Origin of the sequence: Dongia sp. (genome assembly GCF_041909655.1) — a bacterium.
Lineage (GTDB): Bacteria > Pseudomonadota > Alphaproteobacteria > Dongiales > Dongiaceae > Dongia.
Genome location: NZ_JAYRDA010000007.1, coordinates 137,285 through 160,827, shown reverse-complemented (window position 1 = coordinate 160,827; position 23,543 = coordinate 137,285). Strand labels below are relative to the sequence as shown.

Sequence of the window (23,543 nt, the reverse complement as noted above, 5' to 3'; positions counted from 1 at the left end):
TGGCACTTTTGTCAAGAACAAAATAGGAACTTATGCTTCGCGCCTCACCGCAGCCAGTTCTCCAGCCGCAGCCGGGTCACGCGGGCGAATTCGCGGTGGTTGTCGGTGACGAGGACATAATCGAGGGCGAGGGCCTGGGCAGCGATGAGGAGATCGTTGGCGCCGATCGGCATGCCGGATTGCTCAAGCTCTGCCCGCAGGCTGCCGTAGACCACATCCATCGGCGTTTCGAAGGGCAGGATGTCGATGGCATGAAGAATGGCATCGAGCTGCGCCGACAAGCGGGGTGAACCCAGTTTCGCGGCACCGAAGCGCAATTCGGCGGCGACGATGATGCTGGTCGCCACCTGATCGGCGCCGATCGCAGCGATGCGGTCGCGCACGATGCCCTGGGGGTTTCGCACGAGATGCGAGAGAATGTTCGTGTCGAGGAGATAGGCCATCCCGCTAGAGGTTCACGTCCTCGGGGGGGCGATCCTCGATCGGTGGAAAGGCCTCGTCGAGCGCCGGGAGCCGATCCAGCAGCGAGAGCAGATTCCGGCTGGGGGCCGCTTCGACGATCAGCCGGTCGCCTTCCTTGTGAATGATCGCGTCCTCGCCCGGCAGTTCGTATTCGCGCGGAATGCGGAGGGCCTGGTTGCGGCCGTTCCGGAAGAGTCTGACATGGCGGCCGGCGGGCATCGGAATCTCCTGCGGTTGCGGGTCATCGGTCACCTATATGGCATAGGCTCAGGCATATGCCAATACGACGCCCATCTTTTGCCGGTGATTAAGAATAACGTTCTTTTCATGTTGAATATATCGCCTTACGTCGTGGCCCGAAGACAAGGGACGTGGCCTCGGCCCCTTCTCTTTTCTAGATGAATTAAATCAGTGAATTAGAGAGAAATTCGTGGATGGTCGGCCTGCGCCGACAATGATAATGGAGGCTGGGGCTGTTAGAAAATTTAACGGCCTGGCCAGTTTAAATCGCCCAATTGCGCAGGTGTTCTGCTTGAATCATTCCCGGCGGATGAATATAGATTGTGTGAATTCAGACACGGAGTATCACACATGTCTTTGCGTAATTTGGCGCGTCTCGGTTTGGTGGCGCTGTTTCTGACCGGGCTGGTCGCGGGCGGGGTCAAGGCGAAGGCCGAGGATGTCAGCGAGATCCTGAACGTTTCCTACGATGTCGGGCGCGAGCTTTTTGCCGAGCTCAATCCGGTGTTCCAGGCCGAGTGGAAGGCGGCGACGGGCGCCGAGATCGCCATCAACCAATCCCATGGCGGCACGTCGAAACAGGCGCGCTCGATCCTGGAAGGGCTGCAGGCGGATGTCGTCACCTTCAACCAGGTGACCGACGTGCAGATCCTCCATGACAAGGGCGGCCTCATCCCCGCCGATTGGCAGGCGAAGTTCCCGAACAAATCCTCGCCCTTCTATTCCCTGCCCTCGTTCCTGGTGCGCGCGGGCAATCCGAAGAACATCAAGGATTGGGACGACCTCATCCGCGAAGATGTGCAGGTGATCTTCCCCAATCCGAAGACCTCGGGCAATGCGCGCTATACATATCTCGCCGCCACGGCCTATGCGCTCGCCAAATTCAACGGCGACCAGGCGCAGGCGACCGAATTCGTGAAGCAGATCTTCGCCCATGTGCCGGTCTTTGATGCCGGCGGCCGCGCTTCGACCACCACCTTCGTCGAGCGCGAGATCGGCGATGTGCTCATCACCTTCGAGGCCGAGGTGCAGGGCATCCGCAAGGAATTCGGCCCTGACAAATATGAAGCGGTGACGCCGAGCCAGAGCCTGCTCGCGGAATTCCCGGTGGCCCTGGTTGACAAGGTGGCGGATGCGCGCGGCAGCCGCGACGTGGCAACCGCCTATCTCGATTTCCTCTACACGCCGGCGGCCCAGGACATCATCGCCAAACACGCCTATCGCGTGACCGACGAGAATGTGATGAAGCAGCATGCGGATAATTTCCCGCCGGTGAAACTGGTCACCGCCGAGGAGGTCTTCGGTGGCTGGGAGAAGATCGCCAAGGAGCATTTCGCCAGCGGTGGATTGCTCGACCAGGCCTTCGTGAACCAGTAAGATCGGGTCCATGAGTATTGTAGCTGATGCGCCGCCGACGTCACGTCGGCGGCACACTTTTTTGAAGCGGGGGGTCATCCCCGGCTTCGGCCTCACTTTCGGCCTCACGATCGCTTATCTCGCGATCATCGTGCTGTTGCCGATTCTGGCGCTGATCCTGAAAGCCGCCAGTCTGACCCTGCCCGAATATTGGGCGATCGTGTCATCACCTCGCGCCATCGCCACCTATCAATTGACATTGAGTTCGGCCCTTTATGCGACGATCATGAACGCGGTGATCGGTTTGCTGCTGGCCTGGGTGCTGGTGAATTACGATTTCCCGGGACGGCGCCTGCTGGACGGCCTGGTCGATTTGCCCTTCGCCTTGCCGACCGCCGTGGCGGGCATCGCGCTCACCGCCCTTCTTGCCCCCAATGGCTGGATCGGCCAGTTCCTGGCGCCGTTCGGCATCAAGGTCGCCTATGCGCAGCCCGGCATCGTCATCGCCATGGCTTTCACCAGCCTGCCCTTTGTCGTGCGCACGGTACAGCCGGTGCTGGAAGACATGGAGCCGGAGGCGGAAGAAGCCGGCATCATGCTGGGGGCCACGGATTTGCAGATCTTCGCCCGCGTGATTTTTCCGACCATCCTGCCGGCCTTCATCGCGGGCAGCGCCCTGGCGTTTGCCCGCAGCCTGGGCGAGTTCGGCGCGGTCATCTTCATCGCCGGCAACTTGCCCATGCAGACCGAGATCACAGCGCTCCTCACCGTCATCCGGGTGGAGGAATTCGAATATCCGGCGGCGGCGGCCTTGGCCTCGGTGATGCTGGCAGCGGCCTTCGTCATGCTGTTCATCGTCAACGGCGTGCAGCTCTGGCATCTCCGTTACGTGCGGGGCAACGCATGAGCGGCGCCGCGATCCCCCTCGACAACGCGCCCACCAAGGCGAAGAAGCGCGTCGGCCAGCAGCCCGGCATCCGCCGTGCGCTGATCGGCCTTGCCTTTCTGCTGGCGGCCCTGCTGCTGGTCCTGCCGGTGATCGTGATTTTCGTCGAGGCGCTGGCGCTTGGAATCGGCGCCTATCTCGACGCCATCCTCGAGCCCTCGACGCTGCACGCGGTCTGGCTCACCTTGCTGGCGGCGATCGTGGTCGTGCCGATCAATATCGCCTTTGGCATTTGTGCCGCCTGGTGCATCACCCGGTTCGATTTCAAGGGCAAGAAGCTGCTCATCACCGTGATCGAGATTCCGTTCTCGATCTCGCCCATCGTCGCCGGTGTCGCCTATCTTTTCCTCTACGGGACGCAAGGATTGCTGGGGCCATTCCTCGGCGCCCACAACATCCAGATCATGTTCAGCCTGCCGGCAATTTTCCTCGCTTCCATGTTCGTGACCTCGCCCTTCGTCGCGCGCGAACTCATCGCGACCATGCAGGTGCAGGGTAACGAATATGAAGAAGCGGCCCTCTCCTTGGGGGCCGGCGGGTTCAAGACCTTCCTGCTGGTGACATTGCCCAACATGAAATGGGGCCTGCTCTATGGCGCCCTTTTGTGCAATGCCCGCGTGATGGGCGAATTCGGCGCCGTCTCGGTGGTTTCGGGCAGCATCCGCGGCCAGACCAATACCCTGCCCTTGCAAATTGAACTGTTGTTCAACGATTATTCGGCCGTGGGCGCCTTCGCGGCTGCAACCTTGCTCACCCTCCTCGCCCTCCTCAGCCTGATCGCGAAATTGTGGCTGGAACGGCAGCGGTAAACGCCCCGGAATCATTGACCCCTGGAATCATTGACCGGGGGGCTTTTGAATGTAATGTGTGCGACAGCAATTCGGGTGGGGGAGCGCCCGGTCTTGCCGTTTCCAATGTCGGGCAGGCATGCCGGTCCAGGGGTGGTCCGGCGACTTTAGCCCATCTAAACCGGGAGGATGACATGACGAATTTGACCCGCCGCCAGGCGCTGAAAACCGGCGGCGCGATTGCCGCTTTGGCCGCTGCCGGCACCAGCCTGCTGCCGGCCGTGGCGCTGGCCATCGACGAACTCACCGTGATCGCCCCGGCAGCACCCGGCGGCGGCTGGGACCAGACCGCGCGTTCGATCCAGGAAGTGCTGCAGGCGAGCGGCATCGTGAAAGCCGTGCAGGTCGAGAACGTGCCCGGTGCCGGCGGCACCGTGGGCCTCGCGCAATTTGCCAACAGCAAGGGTGATGCCAGCAAGCTGCTGGTCGGCGGCCTGGTGATGGTGGGCGCCATCCTCACCAACAAATCGCCCGTGACCCTGAAGGACGTGACGCCGCTTGCCCGCCTCACCGGTGAATATGAAGTGGTGGTCGTTCCGGCCAATTCGGAACTGAAGTCGATGGGCGACCTCGCTGCGAAGCTTAAAGCCGATCCGGGCTCGGTCTCCTGGGGCGGCGGTTCGGCCGGCGGTACCGACCATATCCTGTGCGGCCTCATTGCCAAGGCGGCGGGCGCCGATGTCACCAAGGTCAATTACATCGCCTTCTCGGGCGGTGGCGAAGCCTTGGCAGCCATTGTTGGCGGCCATGTCACGGCCGGTGTCTCGGGCCTCGGCGAATTCGAACAGCAGATCAAGGCCGGCGAACTCCGCGCCCTTGCCATCTCCTCGCCGGAACGCCTGCCGGGCCTCGACGCGCCGACGCTGAAGGAACAGGGCCTCGACGTGGAACTGGCCAATTGGCGCGGCGTGTTCGCCGCCGGCGATCTGGAAGCGGCCGACCGCGACGCCCTGTTGGGTGCCATCGACCAGATGGCGAAATCGGATGGCTGGAAACAGATCCTCGCCACCCGCGGCTGGATGGACGTCTATATGGCGGGCGACGAATTCGCCACCTATCTCACCGCGGAAGACGAGCGCATCACCACCATCCTCAAGGAAATCGGCCTGGTTTCGTGATCTCACTCAACCGATCCCGCTGGCAGGACCTGGTCATCGGCCTGGTCCTGCTGGCGCTCGGCGCGGGGCTTTGCTTCGGCACCTTCGCCGTCACCGCGCTGCCTGGCCAGGATTCGCTCGGCCCGCGCCTCTTTCCGATTCTGATCGGGGGCGGGCTGGTCGTCCTGGGCCTGGCACATCTTTACCAGGTCTGGCGCGGCGGCACGCCCCACAAGGACACCATCATCGACGGCGCGCCCGCGGAATTGCCGCCCGGCCATTTCCCGACACTCGCCTGGGTGCTGGCCGGTGTGGCGATCGGTGCGGCCGCCTATAATTATCTCGGTTTCCTGCTGGCGGCCCTCGCGGTCTTCGTGCTGACGGCGCGGGGCTTTGCCGGGCGTTTCCATTGGCTGCATGTGCTGGTCGGCGCCATTCTCGTCACCATCGTCTATATCGGCTTTACCAAGGGCCTCGGCCTTCGGTTGCCGGCGGGCATCTTCAAGGGCTGGTTCTAATCTCATGGATACACTCGCAGCCCTCCTCGACGGGTTCGCCGTCGCCTTCACGCCGGTCAATCTCCTCTGGTCGCTTCTCGGCGTGACGCTTGGGACCGCGATCGGCGTTCTCCCCGGCATCGGCCCGGCGCTCACCATCGCGCTGCTGCTGCCGGTCACCTATCACCTCGATCCGACCGCCGCCTTCATCATCTTCGGCGGGCTCTATTATGGTGCCATGTACGGGAGTTCGACCACCTCGATCCTCTTGAACACGCCGGGCGAGACCGGCTCGATCGTGACCGCGATCGACGGGCATATGATGGCGAAGAAGGGCCGCGCGGCACCGGCGCTGGCCACCGCCGCGATCGGTTCCTTCGTCGCCGGCACCATCGCCACAATCGGGTTGAGCTTCGTCTCGCCGCTGATGGTGAAGATCGCCTTGCTGTTCGGCCCGGCCGAATATTTCAGCCTGATGATCCTCGCCTTCGTCACCGTCTCGGCGCTCCTGGGCGATTCCACCTTGCGCGGCATGTCCTCCCTCTTCATCGGTCTTGCCATCGGCCTTATCGGCATCGACACGCAGACCGGCCAGGCGCGCTTCACCTTCGGCCTGCTGCCGCTCTTGGACGGCGTCGACGTGGTGGTGGTCGCCGTGGGATTGTTCGCCCTCGGCGAGGCGTTCCACATCGCCTTCCGCCTGGCGCGGAGCCCCGACGAGCTTTCCAAGGTCACGGGATCGCTGTGGATGTCGAAGAGCGATTGGGCGCGGTCCTGGAAGCCCTGGCTGCGCGGCACCGCGATCGGCTTTCCGCTGGGGAGCCTGCCGGCGGGTGGGACCGAGATCCCGACCTTCCTTTCCTATCTCACCGAAAAGCGCTTTGCGAAGAACCCGAAGGAATTCGGGCAGGGTGCGATCGAGGCGGTGGCGGGACCGGAAGCCGCCAATAACGCGGCGGTGGCGGGTGTCCTCGTGCCGCTCTTGAGCTTCGGCCTCCCCACCTCGGCGACCGCCGCCATCCTGCTGGCGGCCTTCCAGCAATACGGCATCCAGCCGGGGCCGATGCTGTTCTCCGGCAACAGCACTTTGGTCTGGGCACTCATCGCCAGCCTCTATCTCGGCAATTTCATGCTGCTGGTCTTGAATCTGCCGCTGGTGGGATTGTGGGCGAAACTGCTGCTCATCCCGCGGCCCTATCTCTATGGCGGCATCCTGGTCTTCTCGATGCTCGGCGTCTATTCATTGAACAACGCGGTCTTCGATCTGTGGCTGCTGCTGGGCGTCGGTGTCATCGGCTTCCTGATGCGGCAATTCGATTATCCGGTGGCGCCGATGGTGGTGGGATTGATCCTGGGGCCGATGGCCGAAGGCCAGTTCCGCCGCGCCTATGCGATCGCGCAAGGCGATGTCAGCGTGTTCTTCACCCAGCCGATTTCACTGGGCCTGCTGCTGCTGGCCGCCGCCTGTGTCATCGGCCCCATTCTGCTGCGGCGCCGGAAGGCAGCGTAGCGTCAGGGCGAAGGCGGGGCCGGCGGCAGCATCTGGAAGGTGCGGCGGTTGACGCCGTCATCAAGATCGACGGCGATCGCATAACGCTGCCAGTCGCGCCGGTATTCCGCCGGGTCGGGCAGACGGAAGGTGATGCGGCTTTCGGTGACGCTATAGGTCCGGGTCTCGCCCGCGCCGAAGAGCGGGAAGCCAATACCGATCCCGGTCGAAAGATTGCTGCTGGAGCCGCCGGCGACACCGACACCGATACTGGGGCGCAGACCGTTATCCTCATGCGCCATGTGGCGCTCGGTATCGATGGCGATGGCTTGCGTGACCTGGCCATCGGGTGCCATGAGCCGCGCCGCTTTCGCCGGCAGGGGATCGCTTACGGTCACGGTGATGACGTCGTTCGCGATGGTGGCTTGCGTGCCGTCATATTCGGGCATCGAATCCGAAACCGGCGGCGTGGCGACAGGTGCCGGTTCGCTGGCGCGTGGGCTGGCGAGATCCGGATTGGGCATGTGCTGCACCGGCGGCAAATCGGACGAACAGGCGGCAAGCCAGGGCAACAGCAGAAGAGCATGGATGCGCATGCCCCATTCTGCGCCGGATCTGCGCCTGGAGCCTAGCCCGTAAACGAAAATGTGATCGGCTAGGCCACCCGGCGCCGCATCCGGTCAGCAAGGATCACCAGCAGGATGCCCGGCACGAAGACCACCGTGGCAATTGCCGGATAAAGCGGTGAGGAACCGGTGGCGATGCCCGAGAAGACGAAGGTGGGGAGCGTCCGCGTCGAGCCGGCGAGGCTGTAGGTGAGATAGAAATTCCCCCAGGACAAGAGGAAGGAAAAGATCGCCGCCGAGAAGATGCCGGGCCAGAGCAAGGGCAAGGTGACGTAGCGATAGACGTCCCAGGTGGAGGCGCCGCAATCCCGCGCCGCATCCTCGAGGGTTGAGTCGAAATTGAACACCTGAACGGCGACGATCACCATCGCAAAGGGCGCGATATAGACGACATGGCCGATGATCGCCGTGACGATGCCGGTATTGAAATTGAAGGCGCGCCCCAGAACCGAGAACCAGAGCAGCAGCACGATCCCCAGCAGCAATTGCGGAAAGGCGAGCGGTGCCGCCGAAAGGCCGGTGAAGGGGATACGGAAGCGGAAGCGATAGCGTACGGCGACGATGGCGGCCAGGGCCCCGATCGCGGTCGCGAAGATCATCGACACCACGGCAATGAGCGTCGAGTTCCAGAGCGCGTTGCCGGCATTGCCGTTGCGGAAAAGTTCGCCATACCAGCGCAGCGAGAAGCCTTCAAAAGGCAATGTCAGATAGCGCCCCTCCTGGAAGGAGAAGGCGATCAAGGTGAAAATCGGGATATAGAAGAAGACCAGCACCGCCGCCGTCGCGCCATAGAGCAGGACATTGGCGAGGCGGGCTTCGGCGCGGGCATCGAGCCAGGGTTTGATTGCGGGATAAGCCATCACGCCGGCCCCATATGGCGCTTGAGGTTGTAGACCCGGTTGAAGAGCAGCACGACGAAGACCGCGACCGACATCAGGACCATGGTGAGGGCGGCACCCAGGGGCCAGTTGACGCGGGTCTCGAAGGTCTGGCGGATCAGTTCAGCCGACATCGGCGATTTGCCGCCGCCCAGCACCTTGGGTTCCAGGAACACACCGACCGCGAGCAGGAAGATGAGCACGGCACCGGCCCAGATACCGGGCCGCGCCAAGGGCAGGGTCACTTCCCAGAAGGCCCGGAACTTGGAGGCGCCGGCATCATAGGCGGCCAGAATGAGCGAGCGGTCGATCTCGTCGATCGAGAGATAGATGGTGAAAATGGCGAAGGCCAAGAGATTGTAGACCATGCCCAGCAGGGTGGCCCAATCGGTGAAGAGGATGTTGACCATTTCACCCTCGAAGCCCAGCCCGCGCGCGAGATAATTGGCAGCACCGTTCTTGTCGAGAAAGAGCACCCAGCCGAAGGTCTTCAGCGTCGCATCGGTCAGAAACGCAAAGGTGATGAGGATCTTCACATGGTTCTGGAAGGTGCGGAGCCGGGTTGCCAAGGCATAGGCGACCGGGAAGGCGATGAGGAGGCAAAGCGCAACGCAGATCGCCGCCATCAGCAGCGTATGGCCGAGGATGGTCCAGTAATGCGGCTTCGAAAAGATGTCGATCCAGACAGTGAGCGACCAGGTCCAGTTGAGCTGGTAATTTTTGGTCTGCTGGAAGGTGAGTGCCACGGTCATCAAGAGCGGCGCCAGGAAGCAGCCGGTCTGCAGCAGCACCGAAGGGAGCGCCTTGGCAAGGAGCTCGGGATCGCGCCAGGAGCGATCGATCACGGCGCTCATGGGCGGCCCTGGAAGAGATAGATGTCGCGGGCATCGAAACCCAGGCTGAGCGTCTCGCCCAGATGCGCCGGCTGGCTGGAAGCGCCGGCCAGTTCGAAGACCAGCGGCGACTGATCAGCCAGTTCGGCGCGGTATTGCACCGTGCCGCCCTTGGAGAAGATCTCGGTGACCCTGGCGGTGAGGGTGAAATCGGCCTGCGCGCCAGGTGCCAAGGGTACCAGCAATTCAGGCCGCACCATGAGAAGGGCGTTCTCCGGCTTGAGATCGCTGGCGACGAGGTTCGCCGGCAGGCGGCCGTCGCGCGCGACAAGCTGGGGCGAGGTGATGGCGGCGCCATTGCCATCCAGGCTGGTCACCGTCACGGGCAGCAGATTGGTATCGCCGATGAAGCCCGCGACGAATTCGTCCGCCGGGCGGTAATAGATGTCGTTGGGCTGGCCCACCTGCAGAATCTCGCCGGCCCGCATCACGCAGATGCGATCGGCCAGCATCATCGCCTCTTCGAGATCATGGGTCACATGGACGAAAGTAACGCCGACGCTGCGGTGGAGGCGCTTCAATTCCGCCTGCAGCACCTTCTTGAGTTTTACGTCGAGGGCCGAAAGCGGTTCGTCGAGGAGGAGGAGCTTGGGTTCCGAGATCATCGAGCGCGCGAGCGCCACGCGCTGCTGCTCGCCACCCGAAAGTTGGCGCGGGTAACGCGTGAGATATTCCGGCTTCAGCTGCATGAGCTCGATCATGTCGCGGACACGCTTTGCGATGGTGCCCGCATCGACCTTCCGCAATTTCAGCGGAAAGCCGATATTGTCGGCGACACTCATATGCGGAAAGAGGGCGAGCTTCTGGAACACCATCGAGGTCGGCCGCGCCGCCGCCGGGACACCCAGCATGTCCTGGCCGTCAATGGCGAGGGCGCCTGCATCCGGGTCTTCGAAACCGGCGATGTGTTTCAGAAGCGTGGTCTTGCCGCAGCCGGAGGGGCCGACCAGCGCGATGAACTCGCCCTGGGCCACCTTCAGCGAAACCCCTTTCAGTGCCTGATAGGCACCGAAATTCTTGCGAAGATCGCGGATGTCGAGGATCGTATCGCCAGTCATGTCCGTGTTTTCATTCATTCTTGTCATGCCCCGGCTTGGCCGGGGCATCCACGAGTGTCTTCTTCACTTGTCAACAAACTCGTGGATGGCCCGCCTGCGCGGGCCACGACAACAGGGGCCGTTCAGAGAATAAGCGCCCCCGGTCGACCCGCAAAGGGCCGATCGGGGGCATTACCAAGGCCTCAACCCGCGTTGGCGAGTTCTTCCTGCCAGATGGCCAGCATCTCGTCGATATTGGGGGCGATGCGGTGCATCTGGGAATTGTCCCAGGCATGCCACATGTAATCGGTCTGCAGGATGCTCTTTTCCTCATCCGTGTAGAGCTCTTCCACCGCCTTGTTGGTGACCACGTTGCAGGTGGTCTCCAAAAGCGAGAGGACGTGGCCGGCATCCTTGGAGACGACGTGCTTCAGGAGCTTCTGCGCCAGTTCCGGCTGGTCGGTTTCCTTGAGGATCGCGGTCGCCTCGACCCAGATGATGCCTTGTTTGAGGTCATTCTTCGGATCCGGAACAAGTCCGACGATGTTCTTGTGGCCCTGCTTGCGGACGGCCGAGGTGAGATAGGAGCCGGCGCCGATGCATCCCAGCAGCGAGCCGTCGAGGAGGCCCTTCTGCGCCTGGGTGAGGTCGGCCACCAGGGTGCGCGTGTTCTTGAACATGGCGCGCAGCACCTTGCGGATTTCCTCGAGCTGGGCGGCATCCAGTTCCTGATAGGGATCGATGCCGGCATGGAGCGCCATGGGGAGGATCGGCCAATCGCCCCAATCCATGACGCAGATCTTGTCCTTGTTCTTCGCATCGAAGACCGGATCGTAAGACTTCCACTCGTCGGGATCGGTGATGTCGGTGTTGACGCAAGGTCCGACCCAGCCCCAGCGCGTGGCGACGCCGATGGTCTTGCCCTCATTGAGCAGCGGCTCGAAAGGCGGCTTGAACTGGTCGTAGAAGCTGGCATAGACCTCGGCGTAATCGTCGGGATTGAGTTCCATGGCGAGGCCGGCCGGGCCCATGCGGGTGATCCAGGGCATGTCGGAGGAGACGAGATCCACCTCGCGCGAGGCGCCGGCCTGGAGCTTGGCGAAGCCGCCCGGGGAATCGACGATGAGGTCGAAGGAGATGTCGGTATCGTTGGCGGCGTTGAAGGGATCGATGATGCGGGGATCGTTATAGCCTTCCCAGCACATATAGCTCATCGAGGTGGCGGCCTGGGCCTGCTTGCCGAAGGAAAGGCCGCTCATCGCGGCGACACCCGCGGCGGCACCGGCCGATTTCAGCAGGCGGCGGCGGCTCATGCCGGCATCGTCGAGACCCATCGCTCGAATTTGGCGCTGATAGAATTGGGGTAGATCGCTGTACCAGGATTTCTGCGACATGGTTGAAGCCTCCCTTTGGATTTGGCGGCCGATCGGCAAGAGAAGGCGCACAAGCGCGCATGCCCGCGACCGCAGGACCGGGAGGATCATTGCGCAATCGATGGGGACTGGCGATATCCCCGGGGAGATAGGGGGGAGTTAGCTACCCCACGAAGCTCAAAAACGCGGCGAAGAGTTCGGCCTGGGTGGAGAGGTTCAACTTCCGATAGATGTTTTTGCGGTGCACCTTGACCGTGCCGGGACTGATGTCGAGAAGATGGGCGACCGAGCCGGTGGAATGGCCCTGGAGGATGAGCGAGACGATCTGGCGCTCGCGTTCCGAGAGATGTTCGGCGCCGAATTCGTGATAGGCGGCCTTCACCTGGTTGGCGTCGCGGTGCTTCGCGCCACCCAAAGGTTGAACGATATCCGCATATTGCCGCGAGCAGAGACCCGCGATGGCGGGGGCCAAAGCCTGCAGCAGATCCATATCGGCACGGCCCAGAATCGGCGAGGTCTCCCAACGGGCCAGCGACAGGACCCCCGTCATGGAGCCATGGGCACCCAGGCCCAGCGGGAAATAGAAGCCTACTTCCTCGCGGATGCCGGTGAGGCCGTAATGGCTGCGGTAATATTCGCTCTGCCGGAAGCGGTCGGGGGCGATGTCGCGGAGGCGGAAACAGCCCTGCTGCACCCCCGCCGCCACGCGCTGATAGAAGGGATCGAGCACGTAAGGGGCGGCGCAATAGGCACGGATCACCACCTCGCGCTGCGCCTCAGGCAGGGTATCGCCCAGCGCCAAGGGCCGCCCGTCCCCCTGATAGGCAAAGACCATCAGGAAATCGAAATCGATGAGGCGCCTGACCGAGCGCAAGAGGATGGGTCCGAAATCGGGTTCACCCAGGATGCCCAGCAGATCGGCAAGGCCCCGGTTCCATTGCTCCAAGACCTGGGTCGAGCGGGTGAGCGGAATCTGGCGCCGCGAATCCGGGCCGGCCTCGCTGGTGGCTATCGCTTTGGAGATATGGGGGCGGGTGAGATTCAGGGTCTATACTCCGAGGATGAGAGGGCCGGCGGAGCATGCCGATTCGTCTTCAATTCTGTCAAATCGATCCATGCGGGGAGCAGAGAACACATGCAAGGCAAGATGAAGGCCGCCATCGTGCGGAAACTCGGCACGCCACTTAAAATCGAGACGTTGCCGATTCCGCAACCCAAAGCCGGCGAGATCCTGATCAAGGTCGCGGCCTGCGGCGTGTGCCATTCCGACGTGCATGCGGTGGATGGCGACTGGAATCCGGGCCCGGTCCTGCCGCTCATCCCCGGCCATGAAGTGGCGGGGCATGTGGCGGCGATCGGCGCCGGGGTCAAAGGCTTCCGCCTCGGCGATACCGTGGGCGTGCCCTGGATGTACAGCGCCTGCGGCACCTGCGAATTCTGCCTTGCCGGCATGGAGACGATCTGCAAATCGGCCGAGGCCACGGGCTACAGCAAGCCCGGCGGCTATGCCGAATTCATGGTGGCGGATGCGGCCTTCGTGGCGCGCCTCCCCAAGAAGGCGGATCTTTATGCCATCGCGCCGATCCTTTGCGCCGGCGTCACCACCTATCGCGGGTTGAAACGCACCAAAGTGCGGCCCGGCCAATGGATGACGGTGATCGGCATCGGCGGCCTGGGGCATATCGCGGTCCAATACGCGGTCGCCATGGGCATGCGCGTGGCGGCGGTCGATGTCGACGACGAGAAGCTGAAGCTTGCGAAGAAGCTGGGCGCCGAAGTGATCGTCAACGCGAAGAAGGTCGATCCGGTGGCGGAGATCCAGGCGAGGATCGGCGGCAGCCATGGCGCCGTCGTCACCGCCGTCGCCACCCAAGCCTTCGAGCAGGCGATCGGCATGCTGCGCCCGGCGGGGACCGTTGCCTATATCGGCCTCCCCGGCGGCAAGGCGGATCAGGTGCGCGCCTCGATCGCCGCCATCTCGGCCTGGGAACTCACCATCACCGGGTCGAATGTGGGCACCCGCGCGGATCTCGCCGAAGCGGTCGATTTCGCCATTCGCGGCGCGGTCAAGGCCAAGATCCAGAAGGCGCCCCTCACCCAGATCAACAGGATCTTCAACGACATGCGCCGCGGCAAGATCGTCGGCCGCATGGTGCTGGATCTGGCGTAGGGGATAGCCAACACCACCCTTGTCATCCCCCGGCTTGGCCGGGGGATCCACGAGTGACTTTCTTCATTCGCCGGCAAACTCGTGGATGGCCCGCCTAAAGCGGGCCATGACAACAGGGGGCGTGGTGCTCTTTCGCATACGACGTCATGCCCGGGCCCAGCGTTGATCCCATTTGGCCGGGCATCCACTCCCTCAACTGCACCAGTGGATCCCCGGGTCTTCGCCCGGGGATGACGTTTTAAGAACGATACCTATCGCGCTCTTGCGATCTCCAGAATCCGGTCGAGATCGGCGTGTTTTTCGAGATGGGCGGCGAGATCGTCGAGGGCGGTTTCCACACCTTGCTCATAGGCGAGGCCGCTGGTTTCGCGCGCCTTCAGGGAATTGAGGAAGGCGTGGCGGAAGGGATCGTCGGCGAAGAAACCGTGGAGATAGCAGCCGAGGATGTTGCCATCCTGTGAGATGGCGCCATCCGCCCGGTTGCCGATCATGAGCAGGGGCCGGTCCGTGTCCGGACCGTCGCTGCGGCCGACATGCATTTCATAACCGCGGATGGTGGTGTCGAAGGATGGAACCATCGCCGTCACTTCAACCAATGTCTTGTCTGATGTGAGCGTGGTGACGATGTCGAGGAGGCCCAAGCCGTCGATACCGCCCGCCGGGCCTTCGATGCCGTCCGGGTCCTCAATGCGCTTGCCCAGCATCTGATAGCCGCCGCAGAGACCCAGCACCTTGCCGCCGCGGCGGTGATGGGCGCGGATGTCGATATCCCAGCCGGTATCATAAAGGGCGCGGAGATCGGCGATGGTGGCTTTCGAGCCGGGGAGCAGGATGAGATCGGCATCGCCCGGCAGCGCACGGCCGGGGCGCACCATTTCCAGGGTCACGTCGGGCTCGGCGCGCAGGGGATCGAGATCGTCGAAATTCGAGATGCGCGGCAATTGCGGCACCACGATCTTGATCGCGCGGCCGGCTTGCACCTGGAACGAGTCGAGCGCCACGGCATCTTCCGGCGGCAGGCGGTCGGCGCCTGCGAACCAGGGGACGAGACCGAGCGCGGGCTTGCCGGTCTTCTCGGCGATGAGTTTCATGCCATCTTCAAAGAGCGCCGGGTCGCCGCGGAATTTATTGATGAGGAAGCCTTTGATGCGCGCGGCTTCGGTCGCGGGCAGGAGTGCCAGCGTGCCGATAATCGAGGCGATGACGCCGCCGCGATCGATATCGCCCACCAGCACGACCGGCACGTCGGCCGCCTCGGCAAAGCCCATATTGGCGATGTCGCCGGCGCGTAAGTTCACTTCCGCCGGCGAGCCGGCCCCTTCCACCAGCACGAGATCGGCCTCGGCTTCGAGGCGTTGGAAACTCTCCAGCACGGCGCCGAGGAGTGTCGGTTTGAGGCGATGGTAATCCTGCGCCTTGGCGTTGCCGAAGATCTTGCCCTGGACGATGACCTGGGAGCCGACATCGCTTTGCGGCTTGAGGAGCACCGGATTCATGTGGACGCTCAAGGGGACGCGGGCCGCGCGCGCCTGCAGCGCCTGGGCGCGGCCGATCTCGCCGCCATCGGCCGTCACCGCGGCATTGTTCGACATGTTCTGCGGCTTGAACGGACGGACGTTGAGACCCCGCAAGGTGAAAGCGCGGGCGAGGCCCGCGACGATCAGCGACTTCCCGACATCCGAGCCGGTGCCCTGGAACATGATGGCGGGAGTCATGGCTGGATACTCTACCTAGAACTCGACCCCCGCTTGGGCTTTGACACCGTCGCGGAAGGGGTGTTTCACCATTTCCATCTCGGTCACCAGATCGGCGATGGCGATGAGCTCGTCCTTGGCGTTGCGGCCGGTAAGGACAACATGGAGATTCGGGCGCTTGGCTTTCAGGAAATCCAGCACCTCATCGATGGGGAGATAATCGTAGCGCAAGGCGATGTTGATTTCGTCCAGCAGCACGAAATCGAAGCTCTCGTCATTCATCATGCGCTTCGATTCATCCCAGGCGGCACGGGCGAAGGCGATGTCGCGGGCGCGATCCTGGGTTTCCCAGGTGAAGCCTTCGCCCAGGGCCTTGATCTCGATGAGGTCGGGAAATTTCTCGAGCACGACGCGTTCGCCGGTATCCCATTTCCCCTTGATGTATTGGACGACGCCCACCTTCTTGCCATGGCCGAGGCACCGGAGGACCATGCCGAAAGCCGCCGTCGACTTGCCCTTGCCCTTCCCCGTATGGACGATGATGAGGCCCTTTTCCTGGGTCTTCGAGGCCATCATGCGGTCGCGCGCTTCCTTGCGCCGCGCGGCTTTCTCATTGGCCTTCAAGTTGAGATCGTCGCTCTCGGTTTCCGTGTTCATGCCGCTTCGCTCCCTTGCGACCAGGCCTGCAATTTGAGGCCGGCCGAGTTTGATTTTGCCTGCCAGAGGCCGCGTGTCTGCGCCTCCAGCATCCGATCGGCGATCTCGCGGAGCGCCGCCGGGTTGTGTCGTTCCAGAAAGCCGCGCACGTTCTCGTCATCGAGATAGGCGGCGTAGACCGCGTCGAAATGATGGTCGGCCACGCAATGGGCGGTGGCGGCGAAGGCGAAGAGATAATCGACGGTCGCCGCCATTTCCGAGCCGCCTTTGTAGCCGTGGCGCATCACGCCGCTGAGCCATTTCGGATTGACCACGCGAGCCCGCACGATGCGCGCGATTTCCTCGTCGAGGGCGCGCACTTTCACGGCTTCGGGGCGGGCATGATCGTTATGCCAGACCACGGCGCGCTTGCCGGTCAAATGCGTCACCGCCGCGGCGAGGCCACCTTCGAACTGCCAGTAATTGTCGCTGTCGAGAAGATCGTGTTCGGCATTATCCTGGTTGTGCAGCACCGCTTCGACACCGGTCAATCGCTGGGCGAAGCTTTGCTGTTGTGCCTCGCCCTCCGTCCCGCCGCCATAGGCATAGCCGCCCCAGGCGAGATAGGCGCGCGCCAGATCGCCGGTTTCCTGCCAGCCCTTTTCGTCGATCAATGATTGGAGACCGGCGCCATAGGCCCCGGGCTTCGAGCCGAAGACGCGGTAGCCGGCACGGCGCGCGGCTTCCGGCGCACTCACACCCTCGGCGATGAGGGCCGCGCGCTCGGCGCGGACACGGGCGGCCAAGGGATTGAGATGATCCGGCTCGTCGAGATCGGCGACCGCGCGTGACGCGGAATCGAAGAGATCGATCTGGGCCGGGAAGGCATCGCGGAAGAAGCCGGAGACGCGCAAGGTCACATCGACGCGCGGGCGGCCGAGCACGGTCTGCGGCAGGATCTCGAAGCCGGCAACGCGGCCCGATCCACCAGGATCCCAAGTGGGTTTGACACCCATCAAGGCCAAAGCCTGAGCGATGTCGTCGCCGCCCGTGCGCATATTGGCGGTCCCCCAGGCGGAAAGCACGATCGCCTTGGGCCAGGCGCCGTGTTCCTGGAGATGACGTTCGAGGACGAGGAGCGCCGATTGCCAGCCAAGCGCCCAGGCGGTCTGGGTCGGCACCGAACGGGTATCGACCGAGAAGAAATTGCGCCCCGTGGGCAGCACATCAAGGCGACCGCGCGTGGGGGCACCCGAGGGTCCCGGCGGCACGAAGCGGCCATCGAGCCCGCGCAGCAGATTGGCGATCTCGGATGCGCCGCAGCCTTGCACGCGCAAGCGAAGGTCGTCGGCGATGAAAGCGAGAACGGCGCGGGTATTGGTCCAGGCGGGGTCGGGCGATTGTTTGCCGGAGACCAGCGCCAGAGCGAGCAGTTCCAGACGCTCGACCGTGTCGCCGGCGAGGCGCCAGAGATCGGACGAGATCGCGGCGAGTGCCGCTGGTTTGGGGCCGCGCCAGGTTTCGCCCAATACCGTATTGAGGGGATCGAAATCGATCCCGAGGGCGAGATCACTTGCCAGCGCGCGGATGAGGGACTGACCGCCGCCCTCGCCCTTCCCGCGCGGCAGACGTGTGAGCGCCACCAGCAATTCGTCGAGCATGGCGCCATCGGGGGGGCGGCCGAAAATGTGGAGGCCGTCGCGGATCTGCGCCTCTTTCAACTCGCAGAGATGGTTGTCGAGCTTGGCAAGCGCCGTATCGGTATCGTCGGTCGGCAGCACACCGCAATCGGCGGCAAGACCCGATGATTGTGCAAGCTCCAGGATCTGGCGCTTCAAATCCAGACAGCGCCGGGGATCGACCTGGCTGGCTTCGAAATATTCGTCGACCAGGCGTTCGAGGTCGCGCAAGGGGCCGTAGCTTTCGGCACGCGTCAGCGGCGGCGTCATGTGATCGATGATGACCGCCTGCGCACGGCGCTTCGCCTGCGCGCCCTCGCCGGGATCGTTGACGATGAAGGGATAGAGATGCGGCATCGGGCCGAAGATAGCTTCCGGATAGCATTGCGCGGAAAGGGCGAGCGCCTTCCCCGGCAGCCATTCCATATTGCCGTGCTTGCCCATATGGATGAAGGCATGGGCGCCGAAGCTTTCGCGCAAATAGGCATAGAACGCGAAATAGTAATGCGGCGGCACGAGATCGGGATCGTGATAGGTCGAGACCGGATCGATGCCGTAACCGCGCGAGGGCTGGATGCCGACCAGGATTCCACCGAGATCAAGGAGCGGCACTTGAAAGGCGTCGTTGCTGAAATGTGGATCCGCCTCGGCCACGCCCCAGCGCGCGGTGACGTCCTGCTGGATCTTTGCCGGCAATGTCGCGAAGAAGGATTCGTAAGCGGCGCGCGTGAGACGGTGCTGGCCGGTGGCGCGGGCGAGCAGGCTCTGCATCAACGCATCGCCATCGGCCGGGATGTTGCTGAGGACATAGCCCGCCTGTTGCAGCGCCCGGAGGATTCCAATCGTGCCGGCGGGCGTGTCGAGGCCGACGCCGGCGCCGACACGGCCATCCTTGTTGGGATAATTCGCCAGCACGAGGGCGATCTTGCGCGCGGCCGGCTCGGCACGGCGCAGCTTCACCCAATTGGCGGCAAGATCGGCGGTGAAGGCGACACGGTCGGCGCGCGGCATCGGCGCCACGATGGTGCATTGCGTCGCTTCGTCATAGCGCGCGGCCGATTTCCACGAGATGGCACGCGCAAGGATGCGCCCGTCGAGTTCCGGAAGAGCCACCTGCATGGCGAGATCGCGCGGGCTGAGGCCCCGCGTGCCCTCTTCCCATTGCGTTTCGGATTCGCTGGAGAGCGCCACCTGCAGGACCGGGTGATCGGCACCGTCGAAGGGCGTCGAGAAATGAGCGGCACCCGGCTGCGAGATCGCAAAGCCGGTGCAATTGAGGGTGATGTCGGGCGCGGCTGCTGCATAGAGATCGCGAATGAGATCGGCAGCGGCCGCTTCCTTCAGCGAATTGACGAAAACAGGGAGCGGGTTGAGCCCGCGCGCCTGCAGTGATGTGATGAGCGCGTCGATGGGGGCGAGTGTCCCCGCCTGTAGGAGCGCGCGGTAGAAGACGATGCCGGCCACGGGGGCGCCTGCCAGCCAATGTGACGCCAGATCCTCCAGCCCCAGAACGGACGCACCCGGCCAGTAGAGGCCGGCGCGCAAGAGCGGGCGCGGCTCGGCCCAGACCATGTCGTAGCCGATGAGGCTTGCAGCGTAGCGCAGGAATTCCTGCGCATTCCCCTGGCCGCCATGGACCTGGTATTGCCACAGGCGATGGGCTGCGTCCTCGGCAATCGTCGAATGGCGCGCGAGCTCCGAATCAGGTTGGTCATCGCCGGAGAGGCAGGCGAATTGGATGCCGCGCGCCACGCTGACCGACCGCAATTGCTCGACGCCATAGGGCCAGTAGCGCTCGCCGCCGATGAGGCGGAGGATGACCAGCTTTGCCGGGGCCTTGGGATCGGCGATCACCTGATCGAGATAGAGATCGACCGACATGTGATGCTGCAATTGCAGCAGATTGACGAGGCGCAAGCTCGGCTTGGGTTCGGGGAGATTGGCATAGGCGGCGGCCAGTGCCGCGAGTTCGGTATCCGCCGCGCTCAGCACCACGATCTCGGCCGGTGACTGGCCGAGATCGACGGCCTCGCCGCCATCGCTGATGGTCCCGGGTTTGGCGGCGAGGAGATGCATATCTTAGGCTGCGATCGGCGCTTTGAGCGAAGCAGTGATGGCGGCGCGGTCGAGGCCCTTGAGGCCGATGATGACGATCTGGCCGCGGCGGCCTTCGCGGCTTTCCCAGGGGCGGTCGTAATAATGCTGCAGGCGGTTGCCGACACCCTGGAGCACCAGGCGCATATCCTTGCCGGCGACGGCGAGGAAGCCTTTGACGCGCAGAATGTCGTGGCGCTCGATCGTGGGGGCGAGCAGGGCCAGCAGATCCTGCGGCGCGCCGAGTTCCGGCACGTCGATATGGAAGCTTTCGAAATCGTCGTGATTGTGATCCTCGCCTTCCAATTCGTGATGCGAGGGACGGGCCGCGAGATCGTCCTCGGCCTTGGCATCAAGACCCAGCAGCACGCGCGGATCCACTTCACCGAAGCGGGCGGTAATCATCTTGGCCGGGCGCTGCAATTCCTTGATGATATGGGCCTGGGCCAGTTCGTGCTCGGCACCCGACATCTGGTCGGCCTTGTTGACGATGATGAGATCGGCGCAATTGATCTGGTCTTCGAAAAGCTCGGCCAGGGGACTGTCGTGATCGAGCCCGTCATCCAGCTTGCGCATCGCATCCACGGCCAGCGGATCATCGGCGAAGCGGCCGGCGGCGACCGCCGGGCCATCCACCACGGCGATGACGCCGTCCACCGTGACGCGGGTGCGGATCTCCGGCCAGTTGAAGGCCTTCACCAGCGGCTTGGGGAGTGCCAGGCCCGAGGTCTCGATGACGATGTGATCGGGCGGCAAAGCGCGGTCGAGCAGCGCCTTCATGGTGGGGAGGAAATCGTCGGCCACCGTGCAGCAGATGCAGCCATTGGCCAGTTCGACGATGTTCTCCTCCGGGCAGCCTTCGATCTTGCAGCCCTTGACGATTTCGCCATCGACACCGAGCTCGCCGAATTCGTTGATGATGAGGGCGAGGCGCTTGCCGCCGGCATTCTTGAGGAGATGCTGGATGAGGCTGGTCTTGCCCGCGCCGAGAAAGCCGGTGACGATGGTGGCGGGAATTTTGCCGGTGCTGGCTGACATGATCTGATCCTTATCCTTGAGCTTTCAAGCCTTCAGCGTCAGCGGGAGACCCGCGGCGATGAAGACGACATGGTCGGCCCGGGCCGCCATGCGCTGATTGAGACGGCCGGCATGGTCGCGGAAAGCGCGCGCCAGTTTGTTGTCCGGCACGATACCGAGGCCGACTTCGTTGGCGACCAGAATGACGGGGCCGCCGCATTGGCCGAGGGCCGCGTCGAGGGCGGCACATGCCTCATCGACGTCGCGTTCCGCCAACATCACATTGCTGAGCCAGAGTGTCAGACAATCCACCAGGACCGCCGCTCCCTTCTCTGTTTCCGCCACAAGCCGATCGGGAAGCGCCAGAGGCTCCTCTACCAGGCCCCAATCGGGATCGCGCCGGTCGCGGTGCAGCTTCACGCGCGCCGCCATCTCGTCGTCGCGGATTTCGGCCGTGGCGAGGTAGACCCGCCGCCCGGTATGGGTGTCGAGGAGGGATTCGGCGTGAACGCTTTTGCCCGAACGCGCGCCGCCCAGCACCAGCGTTACCGCCGGCAGAGGCGTGATCAAGCCGGATAGGCCGGTGCCTGTAGACAAGGGTCGAGCCATGATGGCGCGAAACCTCCCTCCGAGGTCGTTGCCGAAAAATCGATGACCGCCGAGGTTTCCTGGCTCGACCGATGCAGACCGGATCGCCTTCCCAGCCGCACGCGGCCAGTGGCATGATGATCCGGCAAGCCGATCCCGAAGACGATTTGGGATCACGGTCCTACAGTTGCGGGGGCAGCGCCGGAATGATCACTCACCTTATCATGGCGAGACGAGGCACCGGCTTCCCTCCTTGCGATCGGGCGTCAACCTATCGAAAGCGGCCGGGCATTTCCAGCACCGGTTTAGACTGCGTCACATGCGCACTATTTCTCAAACTCACATATTGGTATGATTTTAGAATAACTTATTTCGGACTCCGGACCCGACAAAAATCTAACTTCGTCTGCGATGAAGGCAGCCACACAATCTTGCCAGGCGGCATTGACCGCGCAGGGCCCCAGTGAGCCGGCGAGCGCATCACCCAGCAAGCGCGCGGTGGCGAGCATGACGCGCGCCGATGCTGTGCTGCTGGAAAGCGTCGCTTCGCCGATCGCGATCACGACCCGCGACCGCGGCGCAGTGTTGTTCTTCAATTCGGCGGCGCGCAAATTCTTCGACCTGCCAGGCGAGGCGACCGACCTGCCGCTGTTCGCCCGGGCCTTTTATGCCGATCAACGCGCCCGCGAGGGCATGCTCAAGGAACTGGATGAGACCGGCGCCGTCGTCAACCGCGAGATCGAATTCGTCTCACTGAGCGGTCGCCGTTTCTGGGGCCTGCTCTCCGCGACGCCGATCCTGATGGAGGACGAGCCCTCGCTGCTCTCCTCCATCGTCGACATCACGCAGCAGAAATCGCGTGAGGCGCAGATCGCGCAGGCGACGGATCAATTGCGCGCGCAGGCGGCCGAAACGCAGCTCCTCAATCGCGAACTCCAGCGCCAGCAACAGGTGGCGATCGCCGCCAACCGCGCCAAGAGCGATTTCCTGGCCCGGATGAGCCACGAATTGCGTTCGCCCTTGAATGCCATTCTCGGTTTCTCGGAAATCATCGCCGACGATCTCTTCGGCGCCGCGGGCACGCAACGTTATCAGAACTATGCCCAGAACATTCACGACGCAGGTGCGCATTTGCTGGCTCTCATCAATGATATTCTCGATCTTTCGAAAGTCGAAGCCGGGCGCATGGAATTGAAGACCGAGCCGGTCGACGTGAAGGAATTGGTGCGTTCCTGCCTGCCGCTGGTGGCACCGCTTGCGGAACGGCGCGGCGTGCAGGTGACGGTCGATCTCGGCCATCACGATCTCACCATCGATGCCGACCGCCTGCGCCTGCGCCAGATCGTGCTCAACATCCTCACCAATGCGGTGAAGTTCACGTTGGCCGGCGGCTCCGTCGTCGCCACCGCCGAGATTCAGGGAGATGAACTGGTGCTCGATGTCGCCGATTCCGGCATCGGCATGTCGCAGGAACAGCTTGAGGTGGCCCTGCAGCCCTTCGGCCAGGTGGTGACCGAAAGCCCCTATGCCCAGGTGGGCACCGGCCTCGGCCTCCCCATCGTCGTCTCGCTGGTGGAACTCCATGGCGGCGAATTCGAAATCGATTCCACCCCCAACATCGGCACCCGCGTCACCATCCGCCTGCCGCGGCAGCAGCCCTAGCCACAGCCCCAAGATATCCGCGGTCAGTCTCTGGTCAGTCAGCTTGACGCCAATTCGTTACCTAGGTACATTGGTAATGACTGGAACCGGAAAATCATGCGCCAAAATAAAGATCCCAGGGAAACCAAGACTGCGGAAACCAAGACTGCGGAAACCAAGACTGCGGAAACCAAGACTGCGGAAACCAAGACTGCGGAAACCAAGACTGCGGAAACCAAGACTGCGGAAACCAAGACTGCGGAAACCAAGACTGCGGAAACC

22 protein-coding genes and 1 riboswitch are annotated in these 23,543 nt (G+C 63.3%); of the genes, 8 read left to right on the top strand and 14 right to left on the bottom strand.

Going from position 1 to position 23,543, the window contains the following annotated elements; genetic code table 11:
• Positions 1–44 precede the first annotated feature (44 nt).
• Both ACE3PR_RS15820 and ACE3PR_RS15815 read right to left on the bottom strand, forming a co-directional pair.
• Positions 45–443, bottom strand: a complete 399-nt coding sequence (locus ACE3PR_RS15820) for a type II toxin-antitoxin system VapC family toxin (protein ID WP_374373829.1) — start codon at positions 441–443, stop codon at positions 45–47.
• 4 nt (positions 444–447) lie between these two features.
• On the bottom strand, positions 448–681 hold the full coding sequence (locus ACE3PR_RS15815; protein ID WP_374373827.1) for an antitoxin: 234 nt from the start codon (positions 679–681) through the stop codon (positions 448–450).
• A gap of 372 nt (positions 682–1,053) precedes the next feature.
• Here ACE3PR_RS15815 and cysP point away from each other — a divergent pair, with 372 nt between their 5' ends.
• The 6 genes from cysP to ACE3PR_RS15785 all read left to right on the top strand — a co-directional run bounded on the left by cysP (position 1,054) and on the right by ACE3PR_RS15785 (position 6,956).
• Positions 1,054–2,079, top strand: coding sequence for a thiosulfate ABC transporter substrate-binding protein CysP (cysP, locus tag ACE3PR_RS15810; protein WP_374373825.1), 1,026 nt, complete (start codon positions 1,054–1,056; stop codon positions 2,077–2,079).
• A gap of 10 nt (positions 2,080–2,089) precedes the next feature.
• On the top strand, positions 2,090–2,965 hold the full coding sequence (gene cysT, locus ACE3PR_RS15805; protein ID WP_374373823.1) for a sulfate ABC transporter permease subunit CysT: 876 nt from the start codon (positions 2,090–2,092) through the stop codon (positions 2,963–2,965).
• Entirely contained in the window at positions 2,962–3,813 is an 852-nt protein-coding gene (gene cysW / locus ACE3PR_RS15800) for a sulfate ABC transporter permease subunit CysW (RefSeq protein WP_374373821.1), read from the top strand. The genes cysT and cysW overlap by 4 nt, the downstream gene beginning before the upstream one ends.
• Before the next feature lie 173 nt (positions 3,814–3,986).
• On the top strand, positions 3,987–4,970 hold the full coding sequence (locus tag ACE3PR_RS15795) for a Bug family tripartite tricarboxylate transporter substrate binding protein (RefSeq protein ID WP_374373819.1): 984 nt from the start codon (positions 3,987–3,989) through the stop codon (positions 4,968–4,970).
• A complete protein-coding gene (locus ACE3PR_RS15790) occupies positions 4,967–5,467 on the top strand; it encodes a tripartite tricarboxylate transporter TctB family protein (protein WP_374373816.1) in 501 nt (166 codons plus the stop codon). The genes ACE3PR_RS15795 and ACE3PR_RS15790 overlap by 4 nt, the downstream gene beginning before the upstream one ends.
• Positions 5,468–5,471: 4 nt before the next feature.
• Complete coding sequence (locus tag ACE3PR_RS15785; RefSeq protein ID WP_374373813.1) at positions 5,472–6,956, top strand: tripartite tricarboxylate transporter permease; 1,485 nt, start codon at positions 5,472–5,474, stop codon at positions 6,954–6,956.
• Positions 6,957–6,958: 2 nt separating this feature from the next.
• Here ACE3PR_RS15785 and ACE3PR_RS15780 read toward each other — a convergent pair whose 3' ends face one another.
• The 6 genes from ACE3PR_RS15780 to ACE3PR_RS15755 form a co-directional block, all read right to left on the bottom strand.
• A complete protein-coding gene (locus ACE3PR_RS15780) occupies positions 6,959–7,531 on the bottom strand; it encodes a hypothetical protein (RefSeq protein WP_374373810.1) in 573 nt (190 codons plus the stop codon).
• 59 nt (positions 7,532–7,590) lie between these two features.
• The gene (locus ACE3PR_RS15775) at positions 7,591–8,421 is read right to left on the bottom strand and encodes an ABC transporter permease (protein ID WP_374373807.1); all 831 of its coding nucleotides are present in this window, start codon (positions 8,419–8,421) and stop codon (positions 7,591–7,593) included.
• Complete coding sequence (locus ACE3PR_RS15770) at positions 8,421–9,293, bottom strand: ABC transporter permease (protein WP_374373804.1); 873 nt, start codon at positions 9,291–9,293, stop codon at positions 8,421–8,423. The genes ACE3PR_RS15775 and ACE3PR_RS15770 overlap by 1 nt, the downstream gene beginning before the upstream one ends.
• Complete coding sequence (locus ACE3PR_RS15765) at positions 9,290–10,390, bottom strand: ABC transporter ATP-binding protein (RefSeq protein ID WP_374373801.1); 1,101 nt, start codon at positions 10,388–10,390, stop codon at positions 9,290–9,292. The genes ACE3PR_RS15770 and ACE3PR_RS15765 overlap by 4 nt, the downstream gene beginning before the upstream one ends.
• Positions 10,391–10,572: 182 nt before the next feature.
• Complete coding sequence (locus ACE3PR_RS15760) at positions 10,573–11,763, bottom strand: PotD/PotF family extracellular solute-binding protein (protein ID WP_374373799.1); 1,191 nt, start codon at positions 11,761–11,763, stop codon at positions 10,573–10,575.
• A 142-nt stretch (positions 11,764–11,905) separates the two neighbouring features.
• The gene (locus ACE3PR_RS15755) at positions 11,906–12,688 is read right to left on the bottom strand and encodes a LuxR C-terminal-related transcriptional regulator (protein WP_374373797.1); all 783 of its coding nucleotides are present in this window, start codon (positions 12,686–12,688) and stop codon (positions 11,906–11,908) included.
• A gap of 189 nt (positions 12,689–12,877) precedes the next feature.
• Here ACE3PR_RS15755 and ACE3PR_RS15750 point away from each other — a divergent pair, with 189 nt between their 5' ends.
• A complete protein-coding gene (locus tag ACE3PR_RS15750) occupies positions 12,878–13,912 on the top strand; it encodes a zinc-dependent alcohol dehydrogenase (RefSeq protein WP_374373795.1) in 1,035 nt (344 codons plus the stop codon).
• 251 nt (positions 13,913–14,163) lie between these two features.
• Here the strand turns inward: ACE3PR_RS15750 and ACE3PR_RS15745 are convergent, their stop codons facing one another.
• Genes ACE3PR_RS15745 through cobU form a run of 5 tightly spaced genes read right to left on the bottom strand, consistent with a single transcriptional unit; the run spans position 14,164 to position 21,641 of the window.
• A complete protein-coding gene (locus ACE3PR_RS15745; protein WP_374373793.1) occupies positions 14,164–15,627 on the bottom strand; it encodes a cobyric acid synthase in 1,464 nt (487 codons plus the stop codon).
• A gap of 15 nt (positions 15,628–15,642) precedes the next feature.
• On the bottom strand, positions 15,643–16,263 hold the full coding sequence (gene cobO / locus ACE3PR_RS15740; protein WP_374373790.1) for a cob(I)yrinic acid a,c-diamide adenosyltransferase: 621 nt from the start codon (positions 16,261–16,263) through the stop codon (positions 15,643–15,645).
• Complete coding sequence (gene cobN / locus ACE3PR_RS15735) at positions 16,260–19,997, bottom strand: cobaltochelatase subunit CobN (RefSeq protein WP_374373788.1); 3,738 nt, start codon at positions 19,995–19,997, stop codon at positions 16,260–16,262. Before cobN ends, cobO begins: the two co-directional genes overlap by 4 nt.
• Positions 19,998–20,000: 3 nt before the next feature.
• Positions 20,001–21,053, bottom strand: coding sequence for a cobalamin biosynthesis protein CobW (gene cobW / locus ACE3PR_RS15730; protein WP_374373786.1), 1,053 nt, complete (start codon positions 21,051–21,053; stop codon positions 20,001–20,003).
• Between the two features lie 24 nt (positions 21,054–21,077).
• Positions 21,078–21,641 carry a bifunctional adenosylcobinamide kinase/adenosylcobinamide-phosphate guanylyltransferase gene (gene cobU / locus ACE3PR_RS15725; RefSeq protein WP_374373783.1) on the bottom strand — a complete coding sequence of 188 codons (564 nt, stop codon included), beginning with the start codon at positions 21,639–21,641 and terminating at the stop codon, positions 21,078–21,080.
• A gap of 30 nt (positions 21,642–21,671) precedes the next feature.
• A riboswitch (cobalamin riboswitch) is annotated at positions 21,672–21,920 on the bottom strand.
• A gap of 207 nt (positions 21,921–22,127) precedes the next feature.
• Between cobU and ACE3PR_RS15720 the strand changes: the two genes are divergently transcribed.
• The gene (locus tag ACE3PR_RS15720) at positions 22,128–23,282 is read left to right on the top strand and encodes a sensor histidine kinase (protein ID WP_374373781.1); all 1,155 of its coding nucleotides are present in this window, start codon (positions 22,128–22,130) and stop codon (positions 23,280–23,282) included.
• A 57-nt stretch (positions 23,283–23,339) separates the two neighbouring features.
• Here ACE3PR_RS15720 and ACE3PR_RS15715 read toward each other — a convergent pair.
• Positions 23,340–23,543, bottom strand: a 204-nt coding sequence (locus tag ACE3PR_RS15715; RefSeq protein WP_374373779.1) for a hypothetical protein, incomplete at its 5' end; no start/stop codon positions are given.

Bases quoted from the DNA above. Each gene is read 5' to 3' on its own strand.
- ACE3PR_RS15820 (WP_374373829.1), bottom strand. From the start codon at position 443: ATGGCCTATCTCCTCGACACGAACATTCTCTCGCATCTCGTGCGAAAC.
- ACE3PR_RS15815 (WP_374373827.1), bottom strand. From the start codon at position 681: ATGCCCGCCGGCCGCCATGTCAGACTCTTCCGGAACGGCCGCAACCAG.
- cysP (WP_374373825.1), top strand. From the start codon at position 1,054: ATGTCTTTGCGTAATTTGGCGCGTCTCGGTTTGGTGGCGCTGTTTCTG.
- cysT (WP_374373823.1), top strand. From the start codon at position 2,090: ATGAGTATTGTAGCTGATGCGCCGCCGACGTCACGTCGGCGGCACACT.
- cysW (WP_374373821.1), top strand. From the start codon at position 2,962: ATGAGCGGCGCCGCGATCCCCCTCGACAACGCGCCCACCAAGGCGAAG.
- ACE3PR_RS15795 (WP_374373819.1), top strand. From the start codon at position 3,987: ATGACGAATTTGACCCGCCGCCAGGCGCTGAAAACCGGCGGCGCGATT.
- ACE3PR_RS15785 (WP_374373813.1), top strand. From the start codon at position 5,472: ATGGATACACTCGCAGCCCTCCTCGACGGGTTCGCCGTCGCCTTCACG.
- ACE3PR_RS15780 (WP_374373810.1), bottom strand. From the start codon at position 7,531: ATGCGCATCCATGCTCTTCTGCTGTTGCCCTGGCTTGCCGCCTGTTCG.
- ACE3PR_RS15775 (WP_374373807.1), bottom strand. From the start codon at position 8,421: ATGGCTTATCCCGCAATCAAACCCTGGCTCGATGCCCGCGCCGAAGCC.
- ACE3PR_RS15770 (WP_374373804.1), bottom strand. From the start codon at position 9,293: ATGAGCGCCGTGATCGATCGCTCCTGGCGCGATCCCGAGCTCCTTGCC.
- ACE3PR_RS15765 (WP_374373801.1), bottom strand. From the start codon at position 10,390: ATGACTGGCGATACGATCCTCGACATCCGCGATCTTCGCAAGAATTTC.
- ACE3PR_RS15760 (WP_374373799.1), bottom strand. From the start codon at position 11,763: ATGTCGCAGAAATCCTGGTACAGCGATCTACCCCAATTCTATCAGCGC.
- ACE3PR_RS15750 (WP_374373795.1), top strand. From the start codon at position 12,878: ATGCAAGGCAAGATGAAGGCCGCCATCGTGCGGAAACTCGGCACGCCA.
- ACE3PR_RS15745 (WP_374373793.1), bottom strand. From the start codon at position 15,627: ATGACTCCCGCCATCATGTTCCAGGGCACCGGCTCGGATGTCGGGAAG.
- cobO (WP_374373790.1), bottom strand. From the start codon at position 16,263: ATGAACACGGAAACCGAGAGCGACGATCTCAACTTGAAGGCCAATGAG.
- cobN (WP_374373788.1), bottom strand. From the start codon at position 19,997: ATGCATCTCCTCGCCGCCAAACCCGGGACCATCAGCGATGGCGGCGAG.
- cobW (WP_374373786.1), bottom strand. From the start codon at position 21,053: ATGTCAGCCAGCACCGGCAAAATTCCCGCCACCATCGTCACCGGCTTT.
- cobU (WP_374373783.1), bottom strand. From the start codon at position 21,641: ATGGCTCGACCCTTGTCTACAGGCACCGGCCTATCCGGCTTGATCACG.
- ACE3PR_RS15720 (WP_374373781.1), top strand. From the start codon at position 22,128: ATGACGCGCGCCGATGCTGTGCTGCTGGAAAGCGTCGCTTCGCCGATC.